General features: G+C 70.7%; 25 protein-coding genes and 1 pseudogene. 8 read left to right on the plus strand and 18 right to left on the minus strand.

Annotated features, from left to right (window positions below; translation table 11 throughout):
• The first annotated feature begins 37 nt into the window (after positions 1 to 37).
• Together OG219_RS07210 and OG219_RS07215 are read left to right on the plus strand one after the other, a co-directional pair.
• A complete protein-coding gene (locus OG219_RS07210) occupies positions 38 to 1600 on the plus strand; it encodes a DUF6519 domain-containing protein (RefSeq protein ID WP_266824034.1) in 1563 nt (520 codons plus the stop codon).
• Entirely contained in the window at positions 1600 to 2493 is an 894-nt protein-coding gene (locus OG219_RS07215; protein WP_266824036.1) for a peptidoglycan-binding protein, read from the plus strand. Before OG219_RS07210 ends, OG219_RS07215 begins: the two co-directional genes overlap by 1 nt.
• A gap of 63 nt (positions 2494 to 2556) precedes the next feature.
• On the opposite strand, the gene OG219_RS07220 is transcribed toward OG219_RS07215, so the two are convergent.
• The 5 genes from OG219_RS07220 to OG219_RS07240 form a co-directional block, all read right to left on the minus strand.
• On the minus strand, positions 2557 to 3984 hold the full coding sequence (locus tag OG219_RS07220) for a cellulose binding domain-containing protein (protein WP_266824038.1): 1428 nt from the start codon (positions 3982 to 3984) through the stop codon (positions 2557 to 2559).
• Positions 3985 to 4065: 81 nt separating this feature from the next.
• Entirely contained in the window at positions 4066 to 5598 is a 1533-nt protein-coding gene (locus OG219_RS07225; RefSeq protein WP_266824040.1) for a beta-N-acetylhexosaminidase, read from the minus strand.
• 42 nt (positions 5599 to 5640) lie between these two features.
• Positions 5641 to 6480 carry a carbohydrate ABC transporter permease gene (locus OG219_RS07230; protein ID WP_266824042.1) on the minus strand — a complete coding sequence of 280 codons (840 nt, stop codon included), beginning with the start codon at positions 6478 to 6480 and terminating at the stop codon, positions 5641 to 5643.
• Positions 6477 to 7463, minus strand: coding sequence for a carbohydrate ABC transporter permease (locus tag OG219_RS07235; protein ID WP_266824044.1), 987 nt, complete (start codon positions 7461 to 7463; stop codon positions 6477 to 6479). The genes OG219_RS07230 and OG219_RS07235 overlap by 4 nt, the downstream gene beginning before the upstream one ends.
• A gap of 59 nt (positions 7464 to 7522) precedes the next feature.
• On the minus strand, positions 7523 to 8794 hold the full coding sequence (locus tag OG219_RS07240) for an extracellular solute-binding protein (RefSeq protein ID WP_266824046.1): 1272 nt from the start codon (positions 8792 to 8794) through the stop codon (positions 7523 to 7525).
• Positions 8795 to 9057: 263 nt separating this feature from the next.
• Here OG219_RS07240 and OG219_RS07245 point away from each other — a divergent pair, with 263 nt between their 5' ends.
• Positions 9058 to 9897 carry a GntR family transcriptional regulator gene (locus OG219_RS07245; RefSeq protein WP_266824048.1) on the plus strand — a complete coding sequence of 280 codons (840 nt, stop codon included), beginning with the start codon at positions 9058 to 9060 and terminating at the stop codon, positions 9895 to 9897.
• A gap of 39 nt (positions 9898 to 9936) precedes the next feature.
• Here the strand turns inward: OG219_RS07245 and OG219_RS07250 are convergent, their stop codons facing one another.
• From OG219_RS07250 to OG219_RS07285, 8 genes are all read right to left on the minus strand, one after another.
• Complete coding sequence (locus tag OG219_RS07250) at positions 9937 to 10950, minus strand: ACP S-malonyltransferase (protein WP_266824050.1); 1014 nt, start codon at positions 10948 to 10950, stop codon at positions 9937 to 9939.
• A 357-nt stretch (positions 10951 to 11307) separates the two neighbouring features.
• Positions 11308 to 12024 (minus strand): alpha/beta hydrolase, encoded by a 717-nt coding sequence (locus OG219_RS07255; RefSeq protein ID WP_266824062.1) that lies wholly within the window; start codon positions 12022 to 12024, stop codon positions 11308 to 11310.
• A 5-nt stretch (positions 12025 to 12029) separates the two neighbouring features.
• Complete coding sequence (locus OG219_RS07260) at positions 12030 to 13343, minus strand: beta-ketoacyl-[acyl-carrier-protein] synthase family protein (RefSeq protein ID WP_266824064.1); 1314 nt, start codon at positions 13341 to 13343, stop codon at positions 12030 to 12032.
• Positions 13340 to 14620 carry a beta-ketoacyl synthase N-terminal-like domain-containing protein gene (locus OG219_RS07265; protein WP_266824066.1) on the minus strand — a complete coding sequence of 427 codons (1281 nt, stop codon included), beginning with the start codon at positions 14618 to 14620 and terminating at the stop codon, positions 13340 to 13342. The genes OG219_RS07260 and OG219_RS07265 overlap by 4 nt, the downstream gene beginning before the upstream one ends.
• On the minus strand, positions 14610 to 15416 hold the full coding sequence (locus OG219_RS07270; protein ID WP_266824068.1) for an SDR family NAD(P)-dependent oxidoreductase: 807 nt from the start codon (positions 15414 to 15416) through the stop codon (positions 14610 to 14612). Before OG219_RS07270 ends, OG219_RS07265 begins: the two co-directional genes overlap by 11 nt.
• The gene (locus OG219_RS07275) at positions 15416 to 15889 is read right to left on the minus strand and encodes a MaoC family dehydratase (protein ID WP_266824070.1); all 474 of its coding nucleotides are present in this window, start codon (positions 15887 to 15889) and stop codon (positions 15416 to 15418) included. The genes OG219_RS07270 and OG219_RS07275 overlap by 1 nt, the downstream gene beginning before the upstream one ends.
• Positions 15890 to 15915: 26 nt before the next feature.
• Entirely contained in the window at positions 15916 to 16683 is a 768-nt protein-coding gene (locus OG219_RS07280; protein WP_266824072.1) for an SDR family NAD(P)-dependent oxidoreductase, read from the minus strand.
• Positions 16676 to 16945, minus strand: coding sequence for a phosphopantetheine-binding protein (locus OG219_RS07285; protein WP_266824074.1), 270 nt, complete (start codon positions 16943 to 16945; stop codon positions 16676 to 16678). The genes OG219_RS07280 and OG219_RS07285 overlap by 8 nt, the downstream gene beginning before the upstream one ends.
• A gap of 365 nt (positions 16946 to 17310) precedes the next feature.
• Here OG219_RS07285 and OG219_RS07290 point away from each other — a divergent pair, with 365 nt between their 5' ends.
• Positions 17311 to 17922 (plus strand): helix-turn-helix transcriptional regulator, encoded by a 612-nt coding sequence (locus OG219_RS07290; RefSeq protein WP_266824076.1) that lies wholly within the window; start codon positions 17311 to 17313, stop codon positions 17920 to 17922.
• A 149-nt stretch (positions 17923 to 18071) separates the two neighbouring features.
• Here OG219_RS07290 and OG219_RS07295 read toward each other — a convergent pair whose 3' ends face one another.
• Together OG219_RS07295 and OG219_RS07300 are read right to left on the minus strand one after the other, a co-directional pair.
• Positions 18072 to 19394 (minus strand): alpha-amylase family glycosyl hydrolase, encoded by a 1323-nt coding sequence (locus tag OG219_RS07295; protein ID WP_266824078.1) that lies wholly within the window; start codon positions 19392 to 19394, stop codon positions 18072 to 18074.
• A 19-nt stretch (positions 19395 to 19413) separates the two neighbouring features.
• Entirely contained in the window at positions 19414 to 19911 is a 498-nt protein-coding gene (locus OG219_RS07300) for a MarR family winged helix-turn-helix transcriptional regulator (RefSeq protein WP_266824080.1), read from the minus strand.
• 103 nt (positions 19912 to 20014) lie between these two features.
• Here OG219_RS07300 and OG219_RS07305 point away from each other — a divergent pair, with 103 nt between their 5' ends.
• On the plus strand, positions 20015 to 21706 hold the full coding sequence (locus OG219_RS07305) for an FUSC family protein (RefSeq protein WP_266824082.1): 1692 nt from the start codon (positions 20015 to 20017) through the stop codon (positions 21704 to 21706).
• Positions 21707 to 21767: 61 nt separating this feature from the next.
• Here OG219_RS07305 and OG219_RS07310 read toward each other — a convergent pair whose 3' ends face one another.
• From OG219_RS07310 to OG219_RS07320, 3 genes are all read right to left on the minus strand, one after another.
• Complete coding sequence (locus OG219_RS07310; RefSeq protein WP_266824084.1) at positions 21768 to 22532, minus strand: YqjF family protein; 765 nt, start codon at positions 22530 to 22532, stop codon at positions 21768 to 21770.
• A 101-nt stretch (positions 22533 to 22633) separates the two neighbouring features.
• Positions 22634 to 23416 carry a VOC family protein gene (locus OG219_RS07315; RefSeq protein WP_266824086.1) on the minus strand — a complete coding sequence of 261 codons (783 nt, stop codon included), beginning with the start codon at positions 23414 to 23416 and terminating at the stop codon, positions 22634 to 22636.
• A 125-nt stretch (positions 23417 to 23541) separates the two neighbouring features.
• A complete protein-coding gene (locus OG219_RS07320; RefSeq protein WP_266824088.1) occupies positions 23542 to 23964 on the minus strand; it encodes a secondary thiamine-phosphate synthase enzyme YjbQ in 423 nt (140 codons plus the stop codon).
• 122 nt (positions 23965 to 24086) lie between these two features.
• Between OG219_RS07320 and OG219_RS48245 the strand changes: the two genes are divergently transcribed.
• From OG219_RS48245 to OG219_RS07330, 3 genes and pseudogenes are all read left to right on the plus strand, one after another.
• Positions 24087 to 24170 (plus strand): putative leader peptide, encoded by an 84-nt coding sequence (locus OG219_RS48245; protein ID WP_353962413.1) that lies wholly within the window; start codon positions 24087 to 24089, stop codon positions 24168 to 24170.
• 123 nt (positions 24171 to 24293) lie between these two features.
• Positions 24294 to 25172, plus strand: a pseudogene (locus OG219_RS07325) (ABC transporter permease).
• Positions 25145 to 25888 carry an ABC transporter ATP-binding protein gene (locus OG219_RS07330; protein ID WP_266824089.1) on the plus strand — a complete coding sequence of 248 codons (744 nt, stop codon included), beginning with the start codon at positions 25145 to 25147 and terminating at the stop codon, positions 25886 to 25888. Before OG219_RS07325 ends, OG219_RS07330 begins: the two are co-directional and overlap by 28 nt.
• Positions 25889 to 25902: the final 14 nt, after the last annotated feature.

Below are 25902 nucleotides of genomic sequence, written 5' to 3' on the forward strand. Positions count from 1 at the left end.
CTCACCCGCACACATCTGAACCAGGGGGACTCCCTTCATGCACGCCGATCTCTCCCGCTCCACGTTCCGTCCGGAGCGGCACTATTCCGCGGTCATCGCCCAGCAGGGCCGCGTCCAGCTCGATGCCGACGCCAATGAGCAGACCGCGATCGAGCTCCACCGGGCGCGCACGCTCGCCGCCGACCTCATAGGCCGGCACGGCGGGCCGCGCGACGCCGCGGGCTTCCGCATCCAGTACGTGGGCGGCAAGCACGACATCGACACCCTGAACATCTACGGCGGCCGCTACTACGTCGACGGAATCCTGTGCGACGCGGACCGGCCCGCGCCCGGCGTGCCGGTGCCGGACGAGGACGCTGCGGACGACGACGTGGAGGCCGTGGTGCCACCCGCGTTCTGGACGTACTGGGACCAGCCGGACGGCTTCCGTGACCCGGAGAAGCCGGGCGACCGGCTGCCTTCACCGGCCCAAGCCCCCTTCGTGGTCTATCTGTCGGTGTGGGAGCGCGCGGTGACCGCGGCGGAGGACCCGGCCTTGCGCGAGGTGGCGCTCGGCTCGGCGATGCCGGACACGGCGGCGCGCTCGAAGGTGGTCTGGCAGGTCCTGCCGCTGACCCTCGCCGCACTCGGCGTGGAGGAGACCGACCCCACCAAGGAGCAGGTGAGCGCCAAGTTCACCCAGTGGGCGCGTGACCGCAGCGCCCCTTCCGCCAACCTCGCGGCCCGCGCCCAGCGGCCCGATCACGCGGACGAGGACCCCTGCCTGGTCAAGCCGGACGCCCGCTACCGCGGCCCGGAGAACCAGCTCTACCGGGTGGAGGTGCACGCCGAGGGGCCGGCCGCCGACGCCACGTTCAAGTGGTCGCGCGAGAACGGCTCGGTCGTCTTCCCCGTCGACGAACTGGACGGCACCTGGGTGCAGTTGGCCTCGCTCGGCCAGGACGACAAGCTGGATCTGGACGTGGGCGACCAGGTGGAGTTCACCGACACCGCCTACGCCTCCCGCCTGGAGGCACTCCCGCTGCTGCGGGTCGAGGAGCTCGACCTGCCGGGCCGCCGGGTGCGGCTGTCCGCCGAGCCGGAGCCCGGCGTCGGACGGCTGCCCCACCTGCACCCGTTCCTGCGCCGCTGGGACCACCAGGCGGGCCCCAAGCGCAAGGGCCGCACCTCCGGACTGCGGGACGGCGCGATCCGCGTCGAGGAGGGTGACTGGCTGCCCCTCGAGGACGGCGTCGAAGTGTACTTCGCCAAGGGCGGCACCTACCGCACCGGCGACCACTGGATCATCCCGGCACGCACCGCGACCGGCAGCGTCGAGTGGCCCGTGAACGACGCGCGCAAGCCGCTGCTCCAGGCCCCCGCGGGCATCGCCCGGCACTTCGCGCCGCTGGCCCTGGTGAAGGGCGAGGACGCCCCCGTCGACCTGCGGCTCGCTTTCACCACGCTCGCGCACAGCATCCCGGCCGCCGACGAGGCCGCGCTCGCCGCGGAAGCGCTCGCGGCACAGGAGGAGTCCACGGCGGAGGCCGTCGACGCACCGTCCAACCCCCGCTCCCAGACCACGGCAGAGGCGGAAGCCGCAGCGGAAGGAGACAAGTGATGGCCAAGCCGATGAGCGCGTCCAAGCTGGTGGAGATCCTGCGCGCGGAGGGCGTGACGGTCCACGAGGTACGCAACTGGCGTACGCACAACCGCAATTCAAAAGGCCCCTGGGGCCCGATGAACGGCGTGATGATCCACCACACCGTCACCTCAGGCACCAACTCATCCGTGGCCCTGTGCTACGACGGCTACTCGGCCCTGCCCGGCCCGCTGTGCCACGGCGTGATCGACAAGAAGGGCCATGTCCACCTGGTCGGCAACGGCCGCGCCAACCACGCAGGGCTCGGCGACGGCGACGTCCTGCGCGCCGTTGTCAACGAGACGAAACTGCCGCCGGACAACGAGGCCGACACCGACGGCAACCGCCACTTCTACGGCTTCGAGTGCGTCAACCTCGGCAACGGCAAGGACCCCTGGCCCGAGGTCCAGAAGGAGGCCATCGAGAGGGTCTCGGCCGCGATCTGCCGCCACTACGGCTGGAGCGAGCGCTCCGTCATCGGCCACAAGGAATGGCAGCCGGGCAAGCAGGACCCGCGCGGTTTCACGATGGACGGCATGCGCTCCCGTATCGCGGCCCGCCTGAAGGGCAAGCCGAGCGGCGGCTCGAGCCCCGACCCCAAGCCGCAGCCCAAGCCCTCGTACGAGCCGTTCCCCGGCGCCGGTTTCTTCCAGGTCGGCCGCCACGATCCGCTGATCACCGCCATGGGCAAGCGCCTGGTCGCGGAGGGCTGCGGCCGCTACGAGGACGGCCCGAGCCCCGACTGGACGGACGCGGACCGCAAGTCCTACACGGCCTGGCAGCACAAGCAGGGTTTCAAGGGCAAGGACGCGGACGGGATTCCGGGGAAGGTCAGCTGGGACAGGCTGAAGGTACCGGCGCCGCGACGGTAGGGGCAGGGGTGGAGCGAGTGCGGCCCGAGGCACTCGCTCCACCCCTGCTCATGGCACCGGGGATCAGCTGCTGGGCACCGTGTCCTGGAAGGTCGTGCCCGCCGAGCGGTAGGCGTTCACCTTCGTGGTGACCTGCGCCGGGGTGAGGACCTGGTCCTTGATGTGCAGGACGTAGTCGACCCCTTGGTCGTACGACCTCGCTGTCGTGCTGGTCTGGCCCGCGAGGTCGATCAGCCACTGGTTGAAGTTGATCGACATCGGCCGCTCCGGCAGGTAGGCGGCATCATGCGTGCCGAACAGCTGCCCGTCGATGTAGTACTTGATGGAGCTGCCGTCGATGGTCAGCACCAGGTCGTGCCAGCCGCTGAAGCTCTGCCGGGACTCGGTGTGCTGGTTGACGGCCTGCCACGGGTCCGGGTTGTAGGTCTCCCAGGACGTCGTGTAGAGGATGTTGGCCGGCTCGCCCCAGCCGCCGTTGGGGAGGTACTCGAAGTCGTACTCGGCGTAGTTGTCCGCCATCGGCGCCGTGAGGTCGTTGATGGTGAAGAACGTCTGGACGAGGCGGTCGCCGTCCGGTCCCGACCGGGGAGCGTCGCTGAACCTGACGCGGGCCGCGTAGGTGCCGTTCTTGAACTTGGTCGCCTTGGTGAGGACTTCGGTCTGCTCGGTGGTCCCCGCGGTGCCCGCGGTCGAGGTCTCCAGGTTCATGATGGAGTTGCCGCCCGTGGTGGAGAAGGTGACGTTCTCCGGGGCCCAGGTGGCTCCGGGCACGCCGGGTCCGCCGGAGTTGGAGCGCACGTTCCAGCCGTTGGCGGAGATCCGCGGATCGCTGTAGCCGCTGTAGTTGAAGTCGTCGAACAGCGTGGCGCCGTCGGCCGGAGGATCGGTCGGCGGGTCGGTGGGCGGATCCGTCGGTTCGTTGCCCGCCGGTGCCGTGCCCCACAGTGTGTTCCCCGCCAGCTGCGCCGTGATCTTCGACCAGTCCCCGTACGAGGTCTGCGAGGCGCCGAAGGAATAGTCGTCGCTCTGGGTCAGTGTCTGCCAGGACGACTGGTAGAAGCGCAGCTGCATGTCGCCGGTGTCGGCGCCCGGAGCGAGTGAGCCGGCGCCGGAGGTGAAGCCGATCTCCAGGTAGCGGTCGGCGGTGGCGGTCGGAGTGGTGAGGGTGCCGAAGGTGCCCGTGACGTTGGCGCAGCCCTTGACCGCCCAGGAACAGGCGAAGCGGTAGGTCGCGCTCGCCGAGTCCGCCTTGAAGTAGTAGCGGACCTTGACGCCGCTCAGCTGCACGCTGCTGTCGCCGGTGTTCTTCACCTTGATCCAGGGCTCGGACTGGTCGGCGGTCGCGCCCGTCGCGCTGGTGCGGTACTGGACGTTCAGCCCGGTGGTGGCCGCGCTCGCGGTGGCCGGGAGCGCGGCGAGTCCCGCCGCGCCCAGGGCCACGGCCGTGGCGGTGGCCGCGGCGGTGCGCAGCCGGTTCTTGGCGAATCTCATCGTCTTCCTCCAGAACGGTGGGGGGATTACCTGCGGATCGCGCTGTCGGTACTGCCGCGGTGCCGTGCTGGAACCGCGGGGTCAGGGGTGGTGGCGGACGTCGAGGGCGTCGAGGCGTTCGGTGTGCGTGCCGAGGCGCGCCTCGAAGTCGGCCCAGCCGGTCGGGCCGCTCCAACCGCGGTCGGCGAGCGCGCACAGCCGCGGATACGTGAGGTATTCGATGTGCGCGGGCGTCGTGACGAACTCGGTCCACAGCTGGGTCTGCGTGCCGAGCACGCGCGCCGACTCCTGGGCGTCGGCCTGCTCGGGGACCGGGTCGTGGCCGTGCACGGCGCGCAGGTCGACCACGGCTCCGGGCTGGGCCTGCGGCTCGCGGGGGTCGGCGGTCTGGGCGTAGTCCAGATAGGTGGACCGGTGATAGGCGCTGATCACCGGGTGTCCGCGGCGCGCCGCGGCGAGCGTGTGGCCCGGGTCGCGCCAGGTCATCGCGGTGAAGTCGAGGGGCAGTTCGGTGCCGGTTTCGGCCCAGGCGACGGGGTGGCGGCCGTGCCGGACGAGGAAGTCGCCGATCCGGCCGAGGAACCAGCCGTGCAGTGCTTCGGGGCCGGGCAGCCCTTCCGCGGCGGCCCGTTCACGTGCGGCCGCGCTGCGGGTCCACTCGGTGGTGGGGCATTCCTCGCCGCCGATGTGGATGTGGGGCGAGGGGAAGACGTCCATGACCTCTTCGAGGACGCCGCGGCAGAAGTCGAGGACCTGGTCGTGGACGCCGAAGACGGTGTCGCACACGCCCCACCGGGTCCACACGTCGAGGCCCTGCCCGGGGTTGTTGCCCAGTTCGGGGTATGCGGCGAGGGCCGCCCGGACATGGCCGGGCATCTCGATCTCGGGTACGACGGTGACGCCGCGGTCGGCCGCGTAGGCGACCAGGGCGGAGAGTTCGGCCCGCGTGTAGGCCCCTTCGTGCGGGACGCCGTCGTAGGTGTCGCTGCCCGCCGGTCCCTTCATGGACTGGGTGCGGTGGCCGCCGATCTCGGTCAGTTTGGGGTAGGCGGCGACCGGCATGCGCCAGCCCTGGTCGTCGGTGAGGTGCAGATGGAACACGTTCACCTTGTGCAGGGCCAGCAGATCGACGTACCGGCGCAGATACGACACGGGCTGGAAGTGGCGTGCGACGTCCAGCATCGCGCCCCGCCACGCGTGCCGCGGGACGTCGGTGATCTCGACGCACGGCAGCAGCCATCGCGTGCGGCGCTGCGATGTCTCCGACAGGGCCTGCGCGGGCAGGAGTTGACGGACCGTCTGGATGCCGCGCAGCAGCCCGGTCAGGTGCGCGGCGCGCAGCAGCACGGCGTTCTCGCCGACGGTGAGCCCGTACCCCTCCTCGCCCAGGCCACCGAGTTGTGGGTCGAGCGCGAGGACGAACTGTCCGTCGCGGGAGGCCCGCAGGGGCAGTCCGGTGGCGGGGGCGAGCAGGGTGCGCAGCAGGTCCGCGGCCGGTTCGGCTCCGGCGCCTGTACGGAGGGTGGTGCGGGCGTCGAGGGTGAAGTGGCCGGGCCTGAGTGCGGCCTTGGCGGGGCGGGGCACGAGGTCGGGTTCGGGGTGGTGTGCGGGCACAGGTCGGCCTCCGGAGTGGGTCGCGTGGGGGACGGCTCGGGGTCAGCCCTTGACGGCGCCGGCGGCGAAGCCGGAGGTGACGTGGCGCTGGAGCAGCAGGAACACCACGAGCGCGGGGAGGGCGAAGAGCGTGGAGGCGGCCATGGTGGCGCCCCAGTCGGTGCCGAAGATGTTCTGGAACGAGGACAGCCACACGGGCAGGGTGCGGTTGTCCTGCTGCTTGATGATCAGGAAGTTGGCGTACGTGAACTCGTTCCAGGCGGTGATGTAGCCGAACAGCGAGGTGGCCATGAGCCCGGGGGCGAGCAGTGGGAAGGCGATGTGCCGGAAGGCGCCGAGCCGGGTGCACCCGTCGACCTGGGCGGACTCCTCGAGTTCCGGCGGGATGGTGGCGATGAAGCCGCGCAGCACGACGATGGTGAACGGCAGCGTCATCATGAAGTAGACGAGGGTCAGGGTCGGCAGCCGGTCGAGCATGTCGGTGTCCCGGGAGATGATGTAGATCGGGATGATCAGGGACTCCCACGGCGCCATCTGGGCGAGGAAGACCATGAGCATGAACTGGCGCCGCCCCTTCCAGCGCATCCTGGCCACCGCGAAGGCGGCGCCGAGCGCGACGAGCAGGGCGAGCAGGACGGCGCTCAGGGTGACGAGGATGCTGTTGCGCCAGAACAGGCCGAAACCGTCCGCGTCCACTGCGGTGCGGAAGTGGTCGAGTGTCCAGGTCCGCGGCAGGAGTTGGGGGCTGTCGGACTGGATGTCCCGATTCGGTTTGAACGCGGTGGCGACCATCCAGTAGACGGGGAAGAGGCAGACCGCGACCGTGACGAAGGCGGCGGCGTTCAGCGGGATGCGGCGGATCCGAGGGCGCGTGGTGCTCATGCGAGCTCGTCCTCCTGACGGAACATCTGACGGAAGTAGAAGATGAGCACGCCCGCCATCAGCACGACGGTGACCATGGAGGCGGCCGAACCGAGGTCGTAGCGCTGGCTGGAGAGGGCGGTCTGCACCGCGTACACGGGCAGGATCGTGGTGGCGTCGCCCGGGCCGCCGTTGGTCATCACCCAGATCTGGACGAACGCCTTGAACGTCCAGATCACCTCCAGCGAGAAGACGAGCATGAAGATCGGCCGGACGACGGGGAAGGTGATGGAGCGGAAGATCCGCGGTCCCGACGCCCCGTCGAGCCGCGCCGACTCGTACAGTTCGACGGGCACCGTGGTCAGCGCCGAGTACAGGGTGATCGCCGCGAACGGTACGGACTGCCAGACGATCAGGGCGATCAGAATCGCGAAGGCCGCCGGTCCGTGCGCGAACCAGGGGTAGCGGTCGAAGGACTCGAACCCGAGGCCCTTCAGCGCCCAGTTGACGATGCCGAACTCCGAGTGGAACAGCCACTGGAAGACGGTGGTCGCGGCGATGACGGGCATCGCCCAGGTCAGCACGAGGGCACTGAGAACCGCGGTGCGCCCGAACCTGCCGAGCCGCTCGATCAGCAGCGCGACCAGGGTGGACAGCGCCATGATCAGGGCGACGTTGATCGCCATGAAGAGGAAGGTGCGGCGGACGACTTCCCAGAAGCGGTCGTCGCTCAGCAGTGTCCGGTAGTTGTCGAGTCCGACGAAGTGCGCGTCGCCGAGGATGAGTTGGCGCAGTCCGAAGTCCTGGAGGGAGATCACGACGGCGCGGGCCAGGGGGTAGACGAGCAGATAGAGCATGCCGAGGACGGCGGGTGCGATCAGGAGGTACGGCCAGACGCCGCGGCCGCCGGACTTCGGCTGGACGTAGGGTCCCCGGCCGGTGGAGCGCCGCGTCGGCCGCGCGCTGCGGGGACGGGGTGCGGTCCGCTCTCGGATGACCGACACGGCGCTCTTCCTTCCGGTGCGTTGGGGTTCCAGGCCTGCGGGGGACGTACCGGCGGTGGTCAGGAGCCGGAGTTCATGGCCGTGGTGATGGCATCCGAGGCCGTGGTCGCCTCCTGCTGGGCGTTGCTTCCGGTGAGCACGGCGGTCATGTAGTCCTTGATGGGGTTCTTGGCCTCGACGGCGGCCCATCCCGGCGTGTTGGGCGTGGCACGGCCGACGGCGGCGCCGACCGCCATGGCGGACGCGCCGGGATCCCCGGCGACGGCGTCGGCGAGCGTCGTCTTGTTCGGGACGTAGCTCATGGCGACGGCGAGCTTCTTCTGCCAGGTGTCGCCGGTGAGTTCCTTGATGAAGGTGTATGCGGCGTCGTGCTTGCCGGAGACCGTGGGGATGACCAGGTCGGAGCCGCCGGTGAAGACCGCGCCCGGCTTCTCGGCGGTCTTGCCGGGGATCGGGAAGAAGGCGAGCTTGCCCTTGAGTTCGGGGTTGTTCTCGATGACGGTGTTGGCGCCGCCGGGCGTCGAGATGATCTGGGCGACCTGCCCCTTGGCCATGACCTCGGCCTGCGGGGGTTCGGCCTCGTCGGAGTCCCTGGGCCCCTTGCCGAGCGTCTGGAGCTGCTTGTAGAAGTTCATGCCGCGGATCGCCTCGGGGGTGTCCAGCGTGCCCTTCCACTCGCCGCCGGACTCGGTGGCGAGGTCGCCGCCCTCGTCCCAGACGAAGCCGGCAAGCGCGAACCACATCTGACCGGGCAGGTAAATGCCCTGCGTGCCGCCGGTGTTGAGCTTGCGCGTCGCGGCCAGCCACTGGTCGCGGGTCTTGACGGTCGCGGCGTCGACGCCCGCCTCCTTGAAGAGGTCGGTGCGGTAGACGACGACGCGGTTCGCGGCGTAGTACGGGATGCCGTACTGCTTGCCCTCGTAGGCGCCCGGCTCGGCGAGGCCCGTGAGCCAGTTCTGGCCCCCGAGTTCGTCGACCTTGTCGCTGAGGTCGAGCAGCCCCCCGCTCTGCGCGAACTGGGCCACCTGGGTGTTCCCCGTCTCGATGACATCGGGCGCGTCGTTGCTGGCGAGCGCCGCGGTGACCTTCTCACCGATGCCGTCCCACTCCTGGATCTGCACCTTGACCCGGATGTCGGGGTGAGCGGTCTCGAAGCCCTTGACGAACTCGTTCTGGAACTGGGCGGAGACGCTGTCGCGCATCAGCCAGACGTCGATCGTCGTCTTCCCGCCGGCGGAGGCGCCGTCGGACGTGTCGGAGGAGCTGCTACAGGCACTCAGCCCGGCGGTCATCAGGAGCACGGACATGCCGGCAAGCAAGCGGAGCTTCACGGTTCACCTCGGAGGAGACATGACCAAACCACCTGACCAGTGAAGCCCACTGGACAGCTTACCTCTTGATGGTCGTTGAAGGTGGCATAGACCAATGAGGCCGTCAACCCCTGCTGCATCAAAGGCCGTTGACCTGCCTACCTGTCGAGATGCGCTGGCCCCACACACGAGAGCGACTACACTCCTCTTGACCAGTAGACCGCCCGACAGGGTCGGGCAATAGGTCAACTGGTCAAGGGAATCCGCACAAGAGAGGGCACACCATGAACGCCGACGCACCAGGGGCGGTGCTCAAGCGGGAGCGGGTCCGCGACTTCATCCTCGAACTCATCGAGTCGCATCGGCCGGGGGACGCGATTCCCTCCGAACGCTCGCTGTGCGCCCGCCTGGGAGTGTCCCGCCCGACGCTGCGCGCGGCCGTCGACGAGCTCGTCGCGGCGGGCCTTCTGGTACGGGAGCACGGCCGCGGCATGTTCGTGGCGCCCGAGAAGATCACCCAGGAACTCGTCTCGGGCCAGCAGAGACTGACGGTCCCTCAGGCCTCGGGCGCCTGGTCGAGCCGGCTGCTGGAGTTCACGACCATCCAGGCGGGCGCGCGCGTGGGCCGCAAGCTGCGCATGTCCCCGGGCGCCGACATCGTGTACGTGGCACGGCTGCGCCTGGTCGACGGCGCTCCGATGGCCATCGAGCATCTGCACATCAGGGCCGACCTCGTCCCCGAACTGTCGGCCCAGGAACTGGAAGAGGGCGATCTGTACGAACATCTGCGGGAGCAGCACGGGGTGCACGTCCACGAGGCGGTGCAGACGATCGAGCCGACCGTGGTCACACAGGCGGAGGCCGAGCTCCTCGACGTGCCCGAGCTGTCCCCTGCGCTGCTCTTCGAGCGGCTCACCTCGGACACCACGGGCCTGCCCGTCGAGTACGTGCACTCCATCTACCGCGGCGACCGCTACCGCATCGTCTCCCGGCTCACCCTGGGTTCGTCGGTCGCGGTGTCCCCGGCCCGGCTCGGACACCACCCGGGAATCCCCCCGGGCGATTTCGCACACCGCGACCCCGTCGCCTCCTCCACCAGCGGGGACATCCAGTCGGCACCCTGACCCGGTGAAGCAACCACTTCCGATCCGGGCCGGGTGATGTCACGGCCACCACTCGGCAACGAGGGCGTTCAACTGGGCGGGGGTGGCGACGGAGCGGACCGGGATGTCCGGGGGCAGGAGGCGGCGGGCAAGGCCGCTCAGCGTGGTGCCGGGTCCCAGCTCGACGAGGCGGAGCGGTCCGCGGGTCACGGCGACGAGGGTCCGCATGGAGCCGGACCAGCGGACCGGCATGACGAGTTGACGCAGCATCAGGTCGCGCCAGCGTTCCTTCTCATCGCGATAGGCGCGGGCATCGACGTTGGCTATCACCGAGCACTGGGCGGGATGCAGGGTGATGCTTCCGACGGCGGCGGCGAAACGCGGCCTGGCCGCCGCCATCAGTGGGGAGTGGAAGGCGCCGCCGACCGGGATGCGGACCGCCCGCGCACCGACGCCGGTGGCCTCGGCCGCCAGCGCCGCGACGGCCTCGGCGGTACCGGAGACCACGACCTGGTCGGGGCCGTTGATGTTGGCCACCCAGACCTTCGCCCGGGCCACGGCGCGCAACCGGGCGGCGAGGCGTTGCGCGGTCCGTGCGACGTCCGGGCCGATGAGGACCGTCATCGTGCCCGGCACCAGCCGGGTCGTCTCCGCCATCGCCGCGCCGCGCTCGGCGACCAGCCGCCCGGCGTCCTCCGGGGTGAGCACCCCGGCGGCGGTCAGCGCGGCGTACTCACCGAGACTGTGTCCCGCGCAGACCACCGGCCGGAACGTGCCCACGGCCGCACGCAGTGCGTCGAGCACCATCATCTCCATGGCGAAGGTGGCGATCTGTGCGTTGTCGGTACGGGTCAGCCGCTCGGCGTCGGCATGGAGCAGGAGCCGTCCGAGGTCGCGTCGGCAGACCTCGGAGAGCCGCTCGACCACCTGCCAGTGCGGGGTGTCGCGCCAGGGCTCACCCATGCCGGGCCGCTGGGCTCCCTGACCGGGGAAGAGCAGCCCGGTGCCGAACTGTGCGGCAGCGGGCGGGCGAGCATGCGCCGGTGGCGCCGCCGGTGAAGTCGGTACGGACAACCTTCCAGTCCTTTCTCGGTACGGCGGTACGGCGGTACGGCGACGGCCGCGGTGTATCCCCGGCCCGGGCCGACGGCGCGGCAGAGCGCCACGGCGGCGGACCGGGTCGGCGGCGGAGCACGGTCGCTGCGGTGACTCAGGCTCGAACGGGAGCCCGCCGGCCCCATGGCCGGGCAGCAAGGGCTTGCCGCATCGGCGTATCCCACCGCGCACTCGTGCCGCCGACGCGAGCGCCCTGTCCGCCGACGGGCAGGTCGGCGGGGTACGCTGGACGTGCACGAAGCCTGGCCCCGGAACCGGCAAAGGCGGTGTCGGTTCCGGGCTGTCGAGCAGGGCGGGACATTCCACGGCCGACCCTCAACGAGCCCGGGTCGCAGGCCCGGGAGTCTTCGGTACGGGGATCCTCAGCACCTCGCTGAGGTACTCCGGCAGCGACGCCCGGACCCCGGCGAAGGGCTCGTGTCCGCCCGGGTAGCGCTGCCACGTCACCGGGTGGCCCCACGTGGTGAGGAGGTCTCGCAGCCCGGCCCCGCTCCGCTCAGGGACGATCCAGTCCCGTGCCCCGTGCCCCATCCACACCGGCAGTCGGGCGTTCGCGGGCGACGGCCGGCCGCCGGGAAGCAGCGCGGCCAGGTCGGGCGGCAGGTACGCCGCGTACAGGGCCGCTCCCGCCAGCCGTTCTGGATACCGCAGGGCCAGCGTCAGGGCGACCGTCGCGCCCTGGGAGAAACCGGCGACCACGGTCCGCCCGGCGCCGATCCGCCCGGTCTCCGCCGCCAGGAGGGCCGCGAGTGGACGGTGCACGGCCATGAGGCCCTCGGCGTCGATCCGTTCGAGCGCGAGGATGCTCTGCGGGAACCAGCACGGCACCGGCAGGCCGGTCAGCAGGCTCGGGGCAGCGACGGGCGCGCGCGGGAACACCCCGCGCACGCCTGCCTCTCCGAGGCGGAGCCGGCCGGCCACGGCCGCCAGGTCACCGGGTACCTGGCCGATGCCGTGCAGCCACACGACGGTGCCACGGTGCGGTCCGTCGGGCTCGATCTCCTCGTACTCCAGGTAATCCAGCCGGTCCACGGCGCTCACACCGACTGAGGTGCCGACCGCGGCGCGTCGGGACGGCGGAAGAGAATCGACGCGTACTGGCCGCCGAAGCCGAAGGAGTTCTTCAGCACGGTCCTGACCGGCCGCTCCACCGGAGTGAGGGAGGTCCGTACGGCGCACGCGGGATCGGGCTCGGTGCAGGTCGTCACCGGTGGGACGACCCCGCGGCACATCGTGAGGGCCGCCACCACGGTCTCCACGACACCGGACGCGGCCGAACCGTGCCCGGTCAGGGATTTCACGGCGCTGACGTCGAGGTCCGCCGTCCGCTCGCCGAAGACCTGGTGCAGGGCGCGGGCCTCAGTGACGTCGTTGAGGCGGGTGGACGTGCCGTGGGCGTTGACCGCGTCGACGTCGTCGGGTTCCGCGCCCGCCTCGTCGAGGGCGGTGCGCATGACACGTTCGATCATCTCCACCCGGGGAGCGGTCATGTGACTGGTGTCCACGGCCAGACCCCATCCGCCGATGACGGCGTGCGTCTGCGCCATACCGCGGCGGGCGGCGTGCTCGGCGGTCTCCAGGACCAGCGCGCCCGCGGACTCGTTGATCACCATGCCCGTGCGGCGCTTGTCGAAGGGCATGGACGCCCGGGCCGGATCGCCCTTCCAGCGCGAGAGAGCCATGAGCTGACCGTACTGGGACAGGACGTACGGGGTGTTGCGGGAGACCGCGGCCGAGACCACGGCGTACTGCGCGCGTCCCGACCGCAGCAGCCGGGCGGCCTCGGCGATGGCGCGCAGTCCTCCGGAGCAGGTGGCCTCCAGGCGGACGGGGACGACGGCCGCGCCGAGGCGCTCGGCGATCTCCCCCGGGTAGGCCGACAGGTCGTGCGTCTCCAGCGGAAGACGCTTGCGTTGCGCATGCCGCAGGACGGCGGCGGGCGCGCTGCCCACGGTGTCGTAGCGTTCGGCGAGGTCCTGGAAGTGCGTGACGTAGTCCTGCGGGAACGACCCGGAGGGGCCCGGCCACACCCGGGCGTAGACCAGGGCGGCGGGCCCGGCGGCGGGTGGCAGCGCGGCGAATCGGGCGTCCTCCAGGGCCTGGTCGACGGCGGCGTGCATGAGGGTGTCGCCCCAGGACCGGTCGGGTGCTCCGTAGCCGGCCGCGACCTTCTCCTTGACGTCGTCCGGGATCAGCCCGGCCGTCCAGCCGCAGGGCAGTCCGGCGGTGTCCATCCGCTCCTCGAGGACCACCCCGGAGCGGCCTTCGAGATTGGCCGACCAGAAGGTCTCGACGTCACCCCCGATGGGAGTGACCACCCCCATGCCGGTGATGACGATGTCGTCGCTCATCCTCGTGACTCCCCACTGTTCGCCGATTCGGTCGCGGCGACGACGAGGGCTCCCGCCGCTGACGCGCCGCGTCCCTGGTTGAACGCCGTGACCAGAGCTGTCGCCGCCGGGCCGACGGAGCGGGACTCGCCCATCACCGGGTCGAGGCCGCCGAGTTCGGGGTCGGGACGGCGCAGCAGGCCCACCGGGGGCAACTCGCCGCGGGCAAGGCTCTCCACGGCCAGCGCGGTGTCGATGAGCGCCGAGCACTCGAAGGCGTTGCCGATGGTGCCCTTGGAACCGGTGACGGGCAGACGGCCGACGCGCGGCAGCACCGCCATGGCCTCGACGCCGTCCAGCCGGGCCGAGCCCGCGCCGTGCGCCCACCACAGGCTCGGGGCGGTACCCGCCCCTGCGAGAACCGCGTCGACGGCAAGCCCCGCGGCCGTCGCGAGGTCGGCTGCGGCCAGCACCTCGCAGCCGAGGAACCGGGCGCGGGCCGGTCCGCGCGCGGCGTCGGCCCGCTCCAGCAGCACGGCGGCAGCCCCCTGGCCGACCAGTGTCCCGGCCCGGTCGGCGTCGAACGGCCCGGCACCGGCCGTGGCACGGGTGCCGAACGGCTCGTCCTGGTCGAAGGCGGCCATCGCGGTCACCGACAGGGGCGCGCCGACACCCACCACGAGCACCCGGTCGAGTTCGTGGCTCTCCAGCAACCGTGCGGCAAGGGCGAGGGCGCCCGTGCCACCGGCCGCCGCCTCGCCGTAGACCGCGACGTTCGAGCCGCGGAATCCGCTCGCCATGGACACGAACTGGCCGAGCTGGGAGGGGATGCCGCGGATGTAGGAGTAGTCGGGCACCTCGTCGTGGAGGAACTTGGCCAGTGGCCTGGAGTCGTGCCGGAAGCGCGATGCCAACTTCGGGATGACGTCGCTCAGTTCGTCGCCACTGCTGCCGACCGCCATGACCGTGCCACCGCGCACGTCCTCCGTCTCGCCGGTGATCCCGGCCTGCTCCAGGGCCTGCCGGGCTACGGCCACCGCCCAACGGGCCGACTGGTTGGCGTACTTGCCGCTGTTGGCCCACGAGCGGCCGACGGGCCAGGTGATCTCGGAGGTGTCGACGGCGGCGGACGGCCACGGCAGGGCGGGAGCCGGTCCGTCGTGGTCGCCGGTGCCGAAGAACGTCTTGCCCGCGGCCATGGCCTCCCACAGCCGGGCCGCGCCGAGGCCCGCCGGGGAAATCACGCCGATGCCGGTGACGACGACGTCCGGCCGCGCTCCGTCGCGTTCACTCGGCACGGCGGCCTCCGCTGCCGATGCCGCCCCACAGGCGGTAGCCGCCGTCGACGGTGATGGTCTGCCCGGCTATCCAGGAAGCCTCCTCCAGGCAGAGCAGGGCGACCACGTCGGCGCTGTTCTCCGATGTGGTCATGCGGTCGCCCGGCCACGGAGAGACGGCCAGTTCCTTGGCGACGCCGTGGGCGAAGTCGGGGCGGACCTTGAACACGCCTGTCTGTACGAGGCCGGGGCGTACGCAGTTGGCGACGATGCCGTACGGCGCCAGTTCGTAGGAGAGGTAGTCGGTCAACGACTCCAGCCCCGCCTTGGCCGCCGCGAAGAGGCCGGCGCGCGGGATGATGCGCGTGGTGGTGGAGTTGGTGATGGTGATGAGGCGGGCGCCTGCACGGTCGCGCATCAGCGGTATCGCGTGTTTGGCCAGCAGCCAGGTGGCACGGGAGTTGGTGTCCTGCACGAACTGCCAGTCACCGAGGGAGGCGTCCGCGAGGCTGGTGAACTTGGTCGCGGCGGCGTTCTGGACGAGGATGTGCAGGTCCTGATGGATCTCGCCGATCTCCGCCATCAGATTCTCGATCTGCGCCGGGTCGCTCAGGTCCGCACGGTGCAGGGTCACTTCCGTGCCCTGTTCGCCGAGTTCCGCCGCGAGTTCCTTCGCGGGGCCTTCGCGGTCCACGTAGTTGACGGCCAGGGTCGCTCCCCATGCCGCGAGTTTGCGGGTGATGCCGGCGCCGATGCCGCGCGAACCGCCGGTCACCAGGGCCACCCGGCCCTTGAGCGGCTGGTACTGACTGTCCATCACTGAGCCCTTCCCGTTGTGGCGGTCGCTCGTGCGGCGTGCCGCAGCAGCACGACGCTCATGCGTCCGATGGCGTATGTACGGTCGTTCTCGTCGAACACCCGGCGGGTGGTCTCGACCAGGCCGAGCCGGTCGTCGATCTCCGCCGCCCGGTCCGTGCGGGTGGTGAACCAGAACGGCGTGTCGGGGTACAGCGGCCGGACGAAGTCCCAGCTCTGCCTCCGCATGCCGACGATGGCAGCCGGCGAACCGTGCTGGACCACCCAGCCGGAGGTGATCGAGTGGATGAATCCGCCGGGCACGATGCGCTGCCTGCGATCGGTGCCGTGGGCGAAGTCGTCGCTGTCGTGCACCGGGTGCTTCTCCCCCATCAGGTCGAGGAGTTGGTCAAGGAGCGCGCTCGTGAACACCACGGGACCGAACCGGCGGACGGGTGCCTGGGCCAGGTCTTCCCAGTACTTCACGGCCCCCACGGCCGCCCCTCCTTCCGCCGCCCGGCTCACCGGGACCGCCGGGAGCCGCTGCGCATCACCATTCGGCCGCCGTCCACGGTGAACGTCTGGCCCTGGATGTAGTCCGCCTCGTCGCGTGCGAGGAAGGCGACGAGGCCGCTGATGTCCTCCGGCAACCCCCAGCGGGTCCCGTCGCCGTCCGCGCCGAGCCGGTCGGCGACGGCCGCGGTCATCTCGGTGCGGACCTTGCCGGGCGCCACGCAGTTGACCCGGATGCCCTTGCGTCCGACCTCGACGGCCAGGGCGCGGGTGAGCGACTCGATGCCGCCCTTGGACGCGGCGTAGGCGCTCTGGCCGGGGCCGGGCGTGCGCGCCGAGTTGGAGGAGATGTTGATGATGCGTCCCCATCCCTGGTCGAGCATCACGGGCAGTACGGCCCGGCTGGTCAGGAAGGGGCCGGTGAGATTGCTCCGCAGGACTTTCTCCCAGCGGTCGGTACGAGTCACGGCGAGGAGCTGATCGTCGATCACCGCGGCGTTGTTCACCAGGACATGCAGCGCGCCTTCCTGCTTGGTCACCCCGTCCACCAGGGCCTCGACCTCGGCCTCGTCGCCGACGTCCGCGCGGTGCAGTGCCGCGTGGCCGCCGGCGGCCTCGATCTCCTTCACCACACGGCGTCCGGCGTCCTGCGCGCTGCGGCACACCAGGTGCACGGTGAGGCCGTCGGCGGCGAGCCGGTGCGCGATGGCAGCGCCTATGCCGCGCGAACCGCCGGTCACGAGCGCGACCCGGGGGGCCGCGGCAGACTCAGGCACGGCTGCCGGCGGCCACCGCGGCCGCGATCGAGGCGACGCTGCGGTGGTGCTGTTCGGCGTCGGCGTTCCAGGTGTCGAGGTCGAAGTCGGCACCGAAGTTCCGGTTGATCCGGCGGGAGAGCTGGAGGAGGTCGAGCGAGTCGAGACCCAGTTCCTCGACCACGGACTGGTCCGGCTGGATTTCCTGGTCGGCTATCCCCGGCTTGACTTCCTTGATCAGATCGATGATCTCGTCGAGGGTGGCGTTGGATGCAGTCGTCATCGTGTTCCTCCGCAGAGGTTGTGAGAGGTGGGTGTGACCGGCCTTTCCGGCCGACGCAATCCATGCCAACAGAGCGCGGAATGCGACCGCAAGGCGGCTCGTGCACGGAGCACCGGACATCGGCTCGGACGTTTACGGACGCCGCTGGGAAAACGCCTTGTTGATCCACAGAACTCATCACTCCACTTCTCGGACAGAATGAAACAGTCATCTCACGACGGGTCAAGAAAGGGGCTCGACAGGTAAAGCTGGGTAAAGCCTCCTTGACCGTTCATCAAATCGCTCCATAGCGTTGTTCCGCGCCAGCTCATTCCGGCCCTCATTCGATCCGATCCGATCGCGTCTCGAAAACCGGGGAGGCAGTGGTGGGACGCAGTAGAACGCCGGTCCCGCAGTCCGCGCGGTACTACGAACTGGCTCAATGGCTGCGCTCACTGCGCCGCCGGTCAGGACTGACATACCGACAGATGTCGGAGCTGAGCGAGAGCGTCCGGTTCACCGGACCCGGTTGTTCGGCGGTGACCCTGTCCCGCGCCGACCGCGGCACCTTCCTGCCCCGCCAGCACGTCGTGGAGGCGTACGCCCAGGTCTGCGGCGCGACGCGCCGCGAGGCACGACTGCGCTGGGAGCGCGCTGCACAGCAGGCCGGCGCCGCGGGCGGCGGACGGGAGACGCCGCCCATGGCCCGTCCGGGCCGTCGGCTCGAACTCGTCTACCAGCCCGCCCACCTCTTGGAGGCGATGCACCGGGTGCGGCTGGCCGCCGGTCAGCCGTCCCTGCGGGAAATGCAGAAGCGAGCCCGCGATCTCGGTACGGGACCGCTTCCCCGCAGCACCGTCGCCGATGTCCTGGCAGGCGTTCGCATGCCGTCGGAGGAACTCCTCGTCGCCTACGTCCGCGCCTGTGGCCAGCACGGTCACCATCTCACGCTGTGGCGTCACGCCTGGGCCCGCGCTCTTGGATCCGACGCGGCGTGAGAGACCTTCCCGGAACACCAGTATTGTCTCCCGAGTGGCCGTTAGTTAATTCCTCGTGAATTACCGATCGACGACCGCATAAAAATCAGCGGACCGCATAGTGAATAGAATTCAAGCGACCGGTGACCGGATATCGCCGTAGTAGGCGGTCAAAGATCAGGACCCGTTTCCGCAGCCGTGGCAACGAACCAGCCGAGGGGTGGGAGGGACACCGAACCGGTGGCCGGATCGATGACGGCGTCACCCGCGGCCCGCGTCCAAGGGGCGGCCGGGACGCCTGCCACGGCGGGAGCCGAACCGTAGTTGAGCGCGACGGCGACGGCGGCACCACTGTCCTGGTCGGCGAGGGTGTAGCTGAGCACGGCACTGCCGAGGCTGTGGACGCGGGTCTGCGCGCGCACGAGCCAGGGGTGCCGCCGACGGATGCCCACCAGGGTCTGATGCAGCCGTTGCACTGCCAGCCCCTCGTCACCGAGGCTCGCCGGGTTGGCGGGAAAGGCGGGACGGACGGCGTCGTCACCCCCCTCGCGCTCCTCCTTGACGCCCTGCAGGCCACGTTCGTCACCGGCGTAGACGGACGGTATCCCGCCGAGGGTGAAGAGCAGCGTGAGCGCGTGCGCCAGGTGCCGGGGCTCGCACAACCGGCTGGCGATACGGGTGACGTCGTGGTTGCCGACGAACGTCTGCGGGGCGAAGCTGCCCAGCAGCCCGTTGTGGCGCTGCAGCGCCCAGGCAAGTTCGTGCGGGTTGGCATCGTTCAGCGAACTCCAGATCGCCTTCCACAGTTCGTACTGCGTGACGGAGTCCAGGCCGCCCTCGGTGACGTACGCGGCATAGTCGCCGTGGATCACCTCGCCGCTGAACCAGGCTTCGGGATGGCGGGCCCGGGCCCGGTCGGTGACGGCGCGCCAGAAGGGCCGGGGGACGGCGTACGCGGCATCGAGGCGCCAGCCGAAGACACCGCGGTCGAGCCAGTGATCCAGAACCGCTGCGACATGGTCGGCGACGGCGGGCGAGTCGTGATTGAGGGCGACCAGGTGGTGATGTCCCTCGAAGGTGCGGAAGTCGTCGTCCTCGGGGACGAACCAGTCGGCGTACGGAGACGTCGCGCCATGCCGCGCCACGTCGGCGAAGGGGCCGAAGGAGCGGCCCACGTGGTTGAAGACGCCGTCCAGCAGGACGCGCACCCCGCGGGACGCGGCGCGCTCGACCAGTTCGGTCAGGTCGTCCTCGGTACCCAGACGGGAGTCGATGCGGAAGTGGTCGACCGTGTCGTAGCCGTGTGTCTCGGCGGCGAAGACCGGGCCGAGGGCGAGCCCGTTGCAGCCCAGGGCGACCAGGTGGTCCAGCCAGTCGGCGAGGGCCGGGAGCCGGTGGCGCGGCGGTTCGTCCGCGGGCAGTGCGGTGCGTTCCGCGCCGAGGAAGCTCAGTGGGTGGACGTGCCACCAAATGGCGTGTTCGGACCAGGGCACGGCAGCCTCCGTCAGCGGGTCAGGTCGTGCTCTCGGGCAGCGCGGCCGGGGAATCGGCGAGGCGGTTCATCAGACGGGCGGCGAGCAGCAGGACCTCGCGCTCGGTCTCGGTGAGGTCGGCCAGCGCCACGTCGAGCCAGGCGTCGCGTTGCGCCATGTCGAGGGCGAGCGCCTGGCGGCCCGTCTGCGTCAACTCCAGCACTCGCTGCCGTCCGTCGTGTCCGTCACGGGTCCGGTTGATCAGACCGTCGCTCTGGAGTTCGGCGAAGACCCGCGTCAGGGACTGCGGCTGCTGATGGTCGGCGGCGGCAAGGGCACCGGCCGACATGGGCCCGCGCCGGCTCAGATGGCCGAGGACGCTGCTCTTGTTGAGGCTGAGCCCGTCCGCGGGGCGCTCCGCGCTCAGCCTGCGAGCGAGCCGGACGACGCCCTGCCGGATCTCGGCGGACGCCCGGGCATCCGGGCGCCCTTCCTCATGCTGCCCACGACCCTCACGCTCTGGTGGTTGCGACGTCACATCATTAAGGTATCACTTACTAAATATCCGAGGGCAAGCCCGCCTGGAGACTTTCTCGCCCGACCCGAACCGGTGGTGATTCTACGTGCTGCTTACCTTATCGGTGTCGTTGCGACGGGCACTGCACTTCGACCCGAGGTGGGAGCACCTGCGCGCGACGGCTGTGACCATGGCCACCGTGCTCGGCACGTACGGCTGGGCGCTGCTCGTCGAGCACACAGCCGGACTACACGTGGACAGCGTCGTGCAGGCCGTCGTGATCGCCTCGGCGCTCGGCCGGGTGCAGCGCGTCTTCGACCCGACCGACCGGCTGCTGGCATGCGCCGTGCTGCCGTGCGCGGCGTTCGGCGGGACGGAGCTGAGCACGCTGATCCAGCGCCACCCCGATGTGGGTGATGCGGTGTTCGTCCTCGGGGTCACGGGGGCGATCTGGGTACGGCGGTTCGGGCCGCGCGCCACCCGAGCGGGCACGCTCGTCGTGCTGCCGCTGGTCGCCGTACTGGTCGTGCCCGGCGGGGTCGCACCCGTGGGCGGCGGGTACGAGCGCGCGTGGTGGGCGGCAGCGACGGCCCTGGTCGCGGTCGCCTGGGGGACGCTGCTGACGTGGGCGGCACAGCGCGTCGGTCTGGTCCGCAGGCCGCCGACCGCCGGGGTGGTCGGGGCGACCGCGCGAACGCGGAGCGGGGTGCCCGCCAGTACCCGGATGGCGTTGCAGATGGCGGTGGCGCTGGCCGCGGCGTTCGTCGTCGGCCGGAATCTGTGGCCGGACCACTGGTCCTGGGTGGTCCTCACCGCGTTCCTGGTCTGCAGCGGGGCGCGCAGCCGCGGGGACGTGCTGGTGAAGGGTGCGTGGCGGACGGTCGGCGCCTCGGCCGGCACGGTGGCGGCCGGCGCCGTCGCCGGATCATTCGGACCGCGGTCGGACGCGGTGGTGGTTCTGATCTTCGCGGTGCTGGCCGTGGCCACCTGGCTGCGGGAGCTGAGCTACGCGTACTGGGCAGGCTGCGTCACGGCCGTGCTGTCGCTGCTCTACGACTGGTTCGGGCAGAGCCCGGGTGGTCTGCTGCACACCAGGCTGGCAGGGATCGCGGTCGGTGCGGTCCTGGGCGTCGCAGCGTCCTGGCTGGTGCTGCCCATCCGCACCTCGCTGGCGGTGCGGGCCCGCACCGCCGCCGCGCTGGCCAACCTGGGCGAACTGCTGGAGGCCGACTGGCGCGACGACCGCGCCGTCCGCACGGCAGGGGCCCGCTTCGCCCACGGCGTGGAACAACTGGGCGTCGCCACCGCGCCGCTGCGTCTGCTGGCTGCGTTGCCCCTCCCCCGCGCGCTGTCGACACGGTTGCGCCGGAGCCTCGGCGCGCTGCGTGCCGTGGCGGCCCTGCGGCACTGCGCCGGATCCGTCGGCGACCTTGCCGCCGCCGTCGCTTCCGCGCCGGACGCTCTCGCCGACGACCCGGCCGTGGGGCGGCGGCGCACCGAGGTCGCGGCCCACTCGCTCGCCGTGCGCCGAATCATCGGCCGCCGCCCGGCACCGCCAGGCATCCCGGAGCCGACACCGCCGCCTCCGGTCCGGCCGACCGCTCCAGCCGCGCAGAACGCTCTCGCCACTCTTGCCGGGATCGACACCCAACTCGACGTCCTCACAGGCCTGTTCGGCCCGCCGCCAGCCAAGTCCGAGCCCACTCCACCGCCCCGGGCGCACCCCGCACGGCCAAGGCACGCAGAGCATCGCCCGCCTCCTGCGGAACCGGCTCCACCGCATGAGCGGACTGCGGTCCCACCCATACAGAAATAGCAGGTCAGAACCCTTCGCCGGCCCTCTTCGACGTGCTCGCCGATCAACGGTCTGCCGAGGCTCAAGGCGTCGGGATGCCGCCCGGCCGGGCGGGCCGCCCGAGCCGAACCGGCACACCCGGCGAGTACAGCACGCTGACCGGCTCGCCCAGCGGCGCCGGCACTCCGGCGGCCGCTACGAGGTTCTCCTCGCACGTGATCAGCTTCGCGCGGTGCAGCGGCCAGCGCGGATGCTGGTTCGGAAGGTACCCGGTGTCGCCGAGGAAGACGTTGTGCATACCCCATCGCGCCGTCAGGAAGTGCTCCAACTGGGTTGGTTCCACCACGCGTTCGCCCTTGCGCAGGACGATGCGGCTGTACGCGCCGCGTGGCCCGGGCCAGCGCCGTGAGCTGGTGTAGGTGACGACGTCGTCATCGGTACGGACGCTCATCCGGGACCATACGTACGGCAGCCGGAAGCCGGCCCGCCCCATCAGCACGGGCACGAGCCGGGAGGCGTCCATCGACCGGAAGACCACGCCGCGCCGTCCATGCGCGTCCACCGAGTACAGGCGCACGTTCGTCTCCGGGAACGTCCCCAAATACGGCACCCCCGGCGAACGCAGCCAGCCCACCCGATGCATCCGGAAAGCGACCAGACCCACATAGCTCACCCCGCCGAGCGTGTCCGGGACGGTTCCGTCCGGCAGCAGCCCGGCGATGTCGCCGGGGTCGACCGCCCAGTGGACGAAGGCCAGATCCAGCCACTGCTGGGTGAGCAATGGCCGCGCAAGGACCGTCGGTGCGTCCGGGGTGACTGGCTCGGGTATCCGTGGTGTGGTCGACACCGCGCCAGCATCCCAGACAGCCGCGGGAGCACCGTCGTCGGCCACTGCTCCCGAAGTGGCTCTGCCGACCAGCTCAGCGACCCGACGATCGGGCGCTCCTCCTAGCTCTGACGCGGGTTCGGCTTCAGTACGGCGAACACCGCGCCGTAGGGGTCGGCCAGCCACGCGATCCGGCCGACGTCGGGCACGTCGGCGGCCGGCATGAGCACCGATCCGCCGTCGCCCTCCACCGCCGTGACGATGTCATCGGCATCGGCGGAGGCGAAGTACGGCACCCAGCGGGCCTCCTGCTGCCCCTCCTGGAGCGGTGCCACGCCGCCGAAGGAACCGTCCTGCTGGTCGCCCTCCTCGATGCTGAGCACGCGGTAGGTCATTCCCGGTGCCTGCATCTCCTCGGACCGCCAGCCGAACAGGCTGTTGTAGAAGGCGATGGCGCGGACCGGGTCCTGGACGTGCAGCTCGACCCACACCAGGGTGTTGTCCTCGGACGCCTTCTCCAGGCCCTTGGTCTTCCCGGGCTGCCATACGGCGAACTTCGCGCCCTGGGAGTCGGTGAACTGGGCCAGCCAGCCTTCGCCCATGACGTCCATGGGCTGGGCGCGCACCGAGCCACCGGCCGCTACGACCTTGCCCTCGGTCGCGTGGATGTCGTCGGTCTTGAAGTACGTCGTCCAGGCCGACTGGGAACCCTCCTCGGTCAGGGGCCCGAGCGCGCCGACGGTCCTACCGTCCTTCTGGAAGAACCCGTACCCTCCGGCGTCGGGCCCGGCCGAGACGAATTCCCAGCCGAAGACGTTGCCGTAGAAGGTGGCGGCACGGGTCGTGTCGGGGCTGCCGAGGTCGATCCAGTTGGGCGATCCGGTACGGAACTCGGTACCAAGCATGCGTTTCCTCCTGGGGGCCGGTACGGACGACACCCGACACGATGCCGATCCCACGCCACCGTCAGGCGTATCGGGCCCGGCGGGGCGAGGGTTTCACCTGGAAGGGGCAGTGAGGGCGGTCCAGCTCACCCCAGGAAGCTCAACCGCACCTGCCGGCTCGGATTGTCCCGGTTCGGATCCACCAGACACACCGACTGCCACGTCCCCAGCTCCAGCCTCCCGCCCAGCACCGGCAGCGTCGCGTGGGGCGGGACGATGGCGGGGAGTACGTGGTCGCGGCCGTGGCCGGGGCTGCCGTGGCGGTGCTGCCAGCGGTCGTCCGCGGGGAGCAGGGAGTGCAGGGCGGTGAGGAGGTCGTCGTCGCTGCCCGCGCCGGTTTCGATGATCGCGATGCCGGCGGTCGCATGGGGCACGAAGACATTCAGAAGGCCGTCGCGGCCCGCTGCCGCCTCCCTGAGGAAGGCCTCGCAGTCGCGGGTGAGGTCGACGACCGTCTCCGAGGAACCGGTGACGACGTTCAGGACTCGGGTGGTGAAGGCATCGGGCATGCCCCAATCCTCGCCCACGCGCCGGGTTCCGCATCCGGTCGGCCGACCACCCTGTGATACGAGGGGTCCATCCCGCGAGACACCATTGACCGTACGCGAACGAGCTGGCTACTTTCAGGCGCATGTTGCGTTCAGTCATGCTCACCACGCGCGGTCACATCGACCTGCTGCGGGTGGCCTCCGCCGCGTGTCGCCGCGGCTGCTGACGCCCTTTCACCCGCCTTCCCTCCCGCCTGAGCTCCGCCCTGCCCGCACGTCCGAACTGACGTAGCGGCGCCGAGGCACACCCCTCTCCGGTCGCTCTCTCCCCGCCCCCCTGTGGAGCACTCATGAGCATCAGCCATGCCCCGCCCAGCTCCTCCGAGCCGGATATTTCGTCCATATCCAAGGATGATCCGGATCCGCCAGAGCTCGTTCCCCTGGTCCCCACCTCCACCCGCCGCTCCCGCGTGCCGCGCTGGCTGCGCCGCACCTCCGGCCCCGTCCTGCTGCTCGTCCTGTGGCAACTCCTCAGCGCCACAGGCGTGTTGGCCCCCGAAGTCCTCGCCTCGCCGGGCACCATCGCCCGGGTCGGGAGAGATCTGATCGCCGACGGTTCGCTGCCCAATGCGATGGGCGTATCGCTGCAACGCGTCGCCGTCGGGCTCCTGCTCGGAACCGTCGTCGGTACGGGGCTCGCCCTGGTGTCCGGGCTGTTCCGGATCGGCGAGGATCTGGTGGACGCGAGCGTCCAGATGCTGCGGACCGTGCCGTTCGTCGGGCTGATCCCGCTGTTCATCATCTGGTTCGGCATCGGCGAGGCCCCGAAGGTCGCGATCATCACGCTCGGCGTGTCCTTCCCGCTCTATCTGAACGTGTAGGCCGGTATCCGCGGCGTCGACTCCCAGCTGATCGAGGCCGGAGAGTCCCTCGGGCTGTCCCGCTGGGGCCTGGTCCGCCATGTCGTACTGCCGGGCGCACTGCCCGGCGCGATGACGGGGCTCCGCTACTCGCTGGGTATCGCCTGGCTGGCCCTCGTCTTCGCCGAGCAGATCAACGCGGACGCCGGGATCGGCTTCCTGATGGTCCAGGCGCGCGACTTCCTGCGGACCGACGTGATCGTGGTCTGCCTGATCGTCTACGCCTTCCTCGGCCTGCTCGCCGACTTCATCGTCCGCACCCTCGAAAGGCTGCTGCTGCAATGGCGACCGACGTTCACGGGCCGATGAGCGCCCAGAAGGCCACGCCCTCAGCCGTACGAGTGCAGGGCCTCAACCGCGCCTTCGACGGCCGCGCCGTCATCGACAACCTCCAACTCGACATCAGGCCGGGCGAGTTCGTGGCCCTGCTCGGGCGCAGCGGCTGCGGCAAGTCCACCCTGCTGCGGATCCTGGCGGGACTCGACCGCGACATCGAGGGAACCGTCCTCGTCCCGCGCCGCAAGGCCGTCGCGTTCCAGGCACCGCGGCTCATGCCATGGAAGAAGGTGTGGCGCAACGTCCTGCTCGGGCTGCCCGGCAAGCCCGAACAAGCCGTCGCCGAACAGGCGTTGACCGAGGTCGGCCTCACCCACCGCTCGGACGCCTGGCCGAAGACCCTGTCCGGCGGCGAGGCCCAACGCGCCTCACTGGCCCGCGCGTTGGTCCGCGAACCCGATCTGCTGCTGCTCGACGAGCCGTTCGGCGCGCTCGACGCCCTCACCCGGATCAAGGCGCAGCGCCTGGTCGGTGAACTGTGGCAGCGCCGCGGCTGCGCCGTCCTGCTGGTCACGCACGACGTCGAGGAGGCGGTGCTGCTCGCCGACCGTGTCCTCGTGATGGACGACGGCGTCATCGCGTACGAGACACGGGTCGACCTGGACCGCCCGCGCGACATCGCCGACCCCCGCTTCGCCGAGCTGCGCGCCGGCCTCCTCGAACGTCTCGGCGTCGGCACCGCCGCCTGAACCACCCCGCTCGC

The organism is Streptomyces sp. NBC_00038, from assembly GCF_026343635.1.
Taxonomy (GTDB): Bacteria; Actinomycetota; Actinomycetes; order Streptomycetales; family Streptomycetaceae; genus Streptomyces.

Coding starts and splice junctions, on each gene's coding strand:
- OG219_RS07230 (WP_266824042.1), bottom strand. CDS start 6,480: ATGAGCACCACGCGCCCTCGGATCCGCCGCATCCCGCTGAACGCCGCC.
- OG219_RS07330 (WP_266824089.1), top strand. CDS start 25,145: ATGGCGACCGACGTTCACGGGCCGATGAGCGCCCAGAAGGCCACGCCC.
- OG219_RS07285 (WP_266824074.1), bottom strand. CDS start 16,945: ATGACGACTGCATCCAACGCCACCCTCGACGAGATCATCGATCTGATC.
- OG219_RS07260 (WP_266824064.1), bottom strand. CDS start 13,343: ATGAGCGACGACATCGTCATCACCGGCATGGGGGTGGTCACTCCCATC.
- OG219_RS07215 (WP_266824036.1), top strand. CDS start 1,600: ATGGCCAAGCCGATGAGCGCGTCCAAGCTGGTGGAGATCCTGCGCGCG.
- OG219_RS07220 (WP_266824038.1), bottom strand. CDS start 3,984: ATGAGATTCGCCAAGAACCGGCTGCGCACCGCCGCGGCCACCGCCACG.
- OG219_RS07320 (WP_266824088.1), bottom strand. CDS start 23,964: ATGCCCGATGCCTTCACCACCCGAGTCCTGAACGTCGTCACCGGTTCC.
- OG219_RS07315 (WP_266824086.1), bottom strand. CDS start 23,416: ATGCTTGGTACCGAGTTCCGTACCGGATCGCCCAACTGGATCGACCTC.
- OG219_RS07245 (WP_266824048.1), top strand. CDS start 9,058: ATGAACGCCGACGCACCAGGGGCGGTGCTCAAGCGGGAGCGGGTCCGC.
- OG219_RS07210 (WP_266824034.1), top strand. CDS start 38: ATGCACGCCGATCTCTCCCGCTCCACGTTCCGTCCGGAGCGGCACTAT.
- OG219_RS48245 (WP_353962413.1), top strand. CDS start 24,087: ATGTTGCGTTCAGTCATGCTCACCACGCGCGGTCACATCGACCTGCTG.
- OG219_RS07270 (WP_266824068.1), bottom strand. CDS start 15,416: ATGGACAGTCAGTACCAGCCGCTCAAGGGCCGGGTGGCCCTGGTGACC.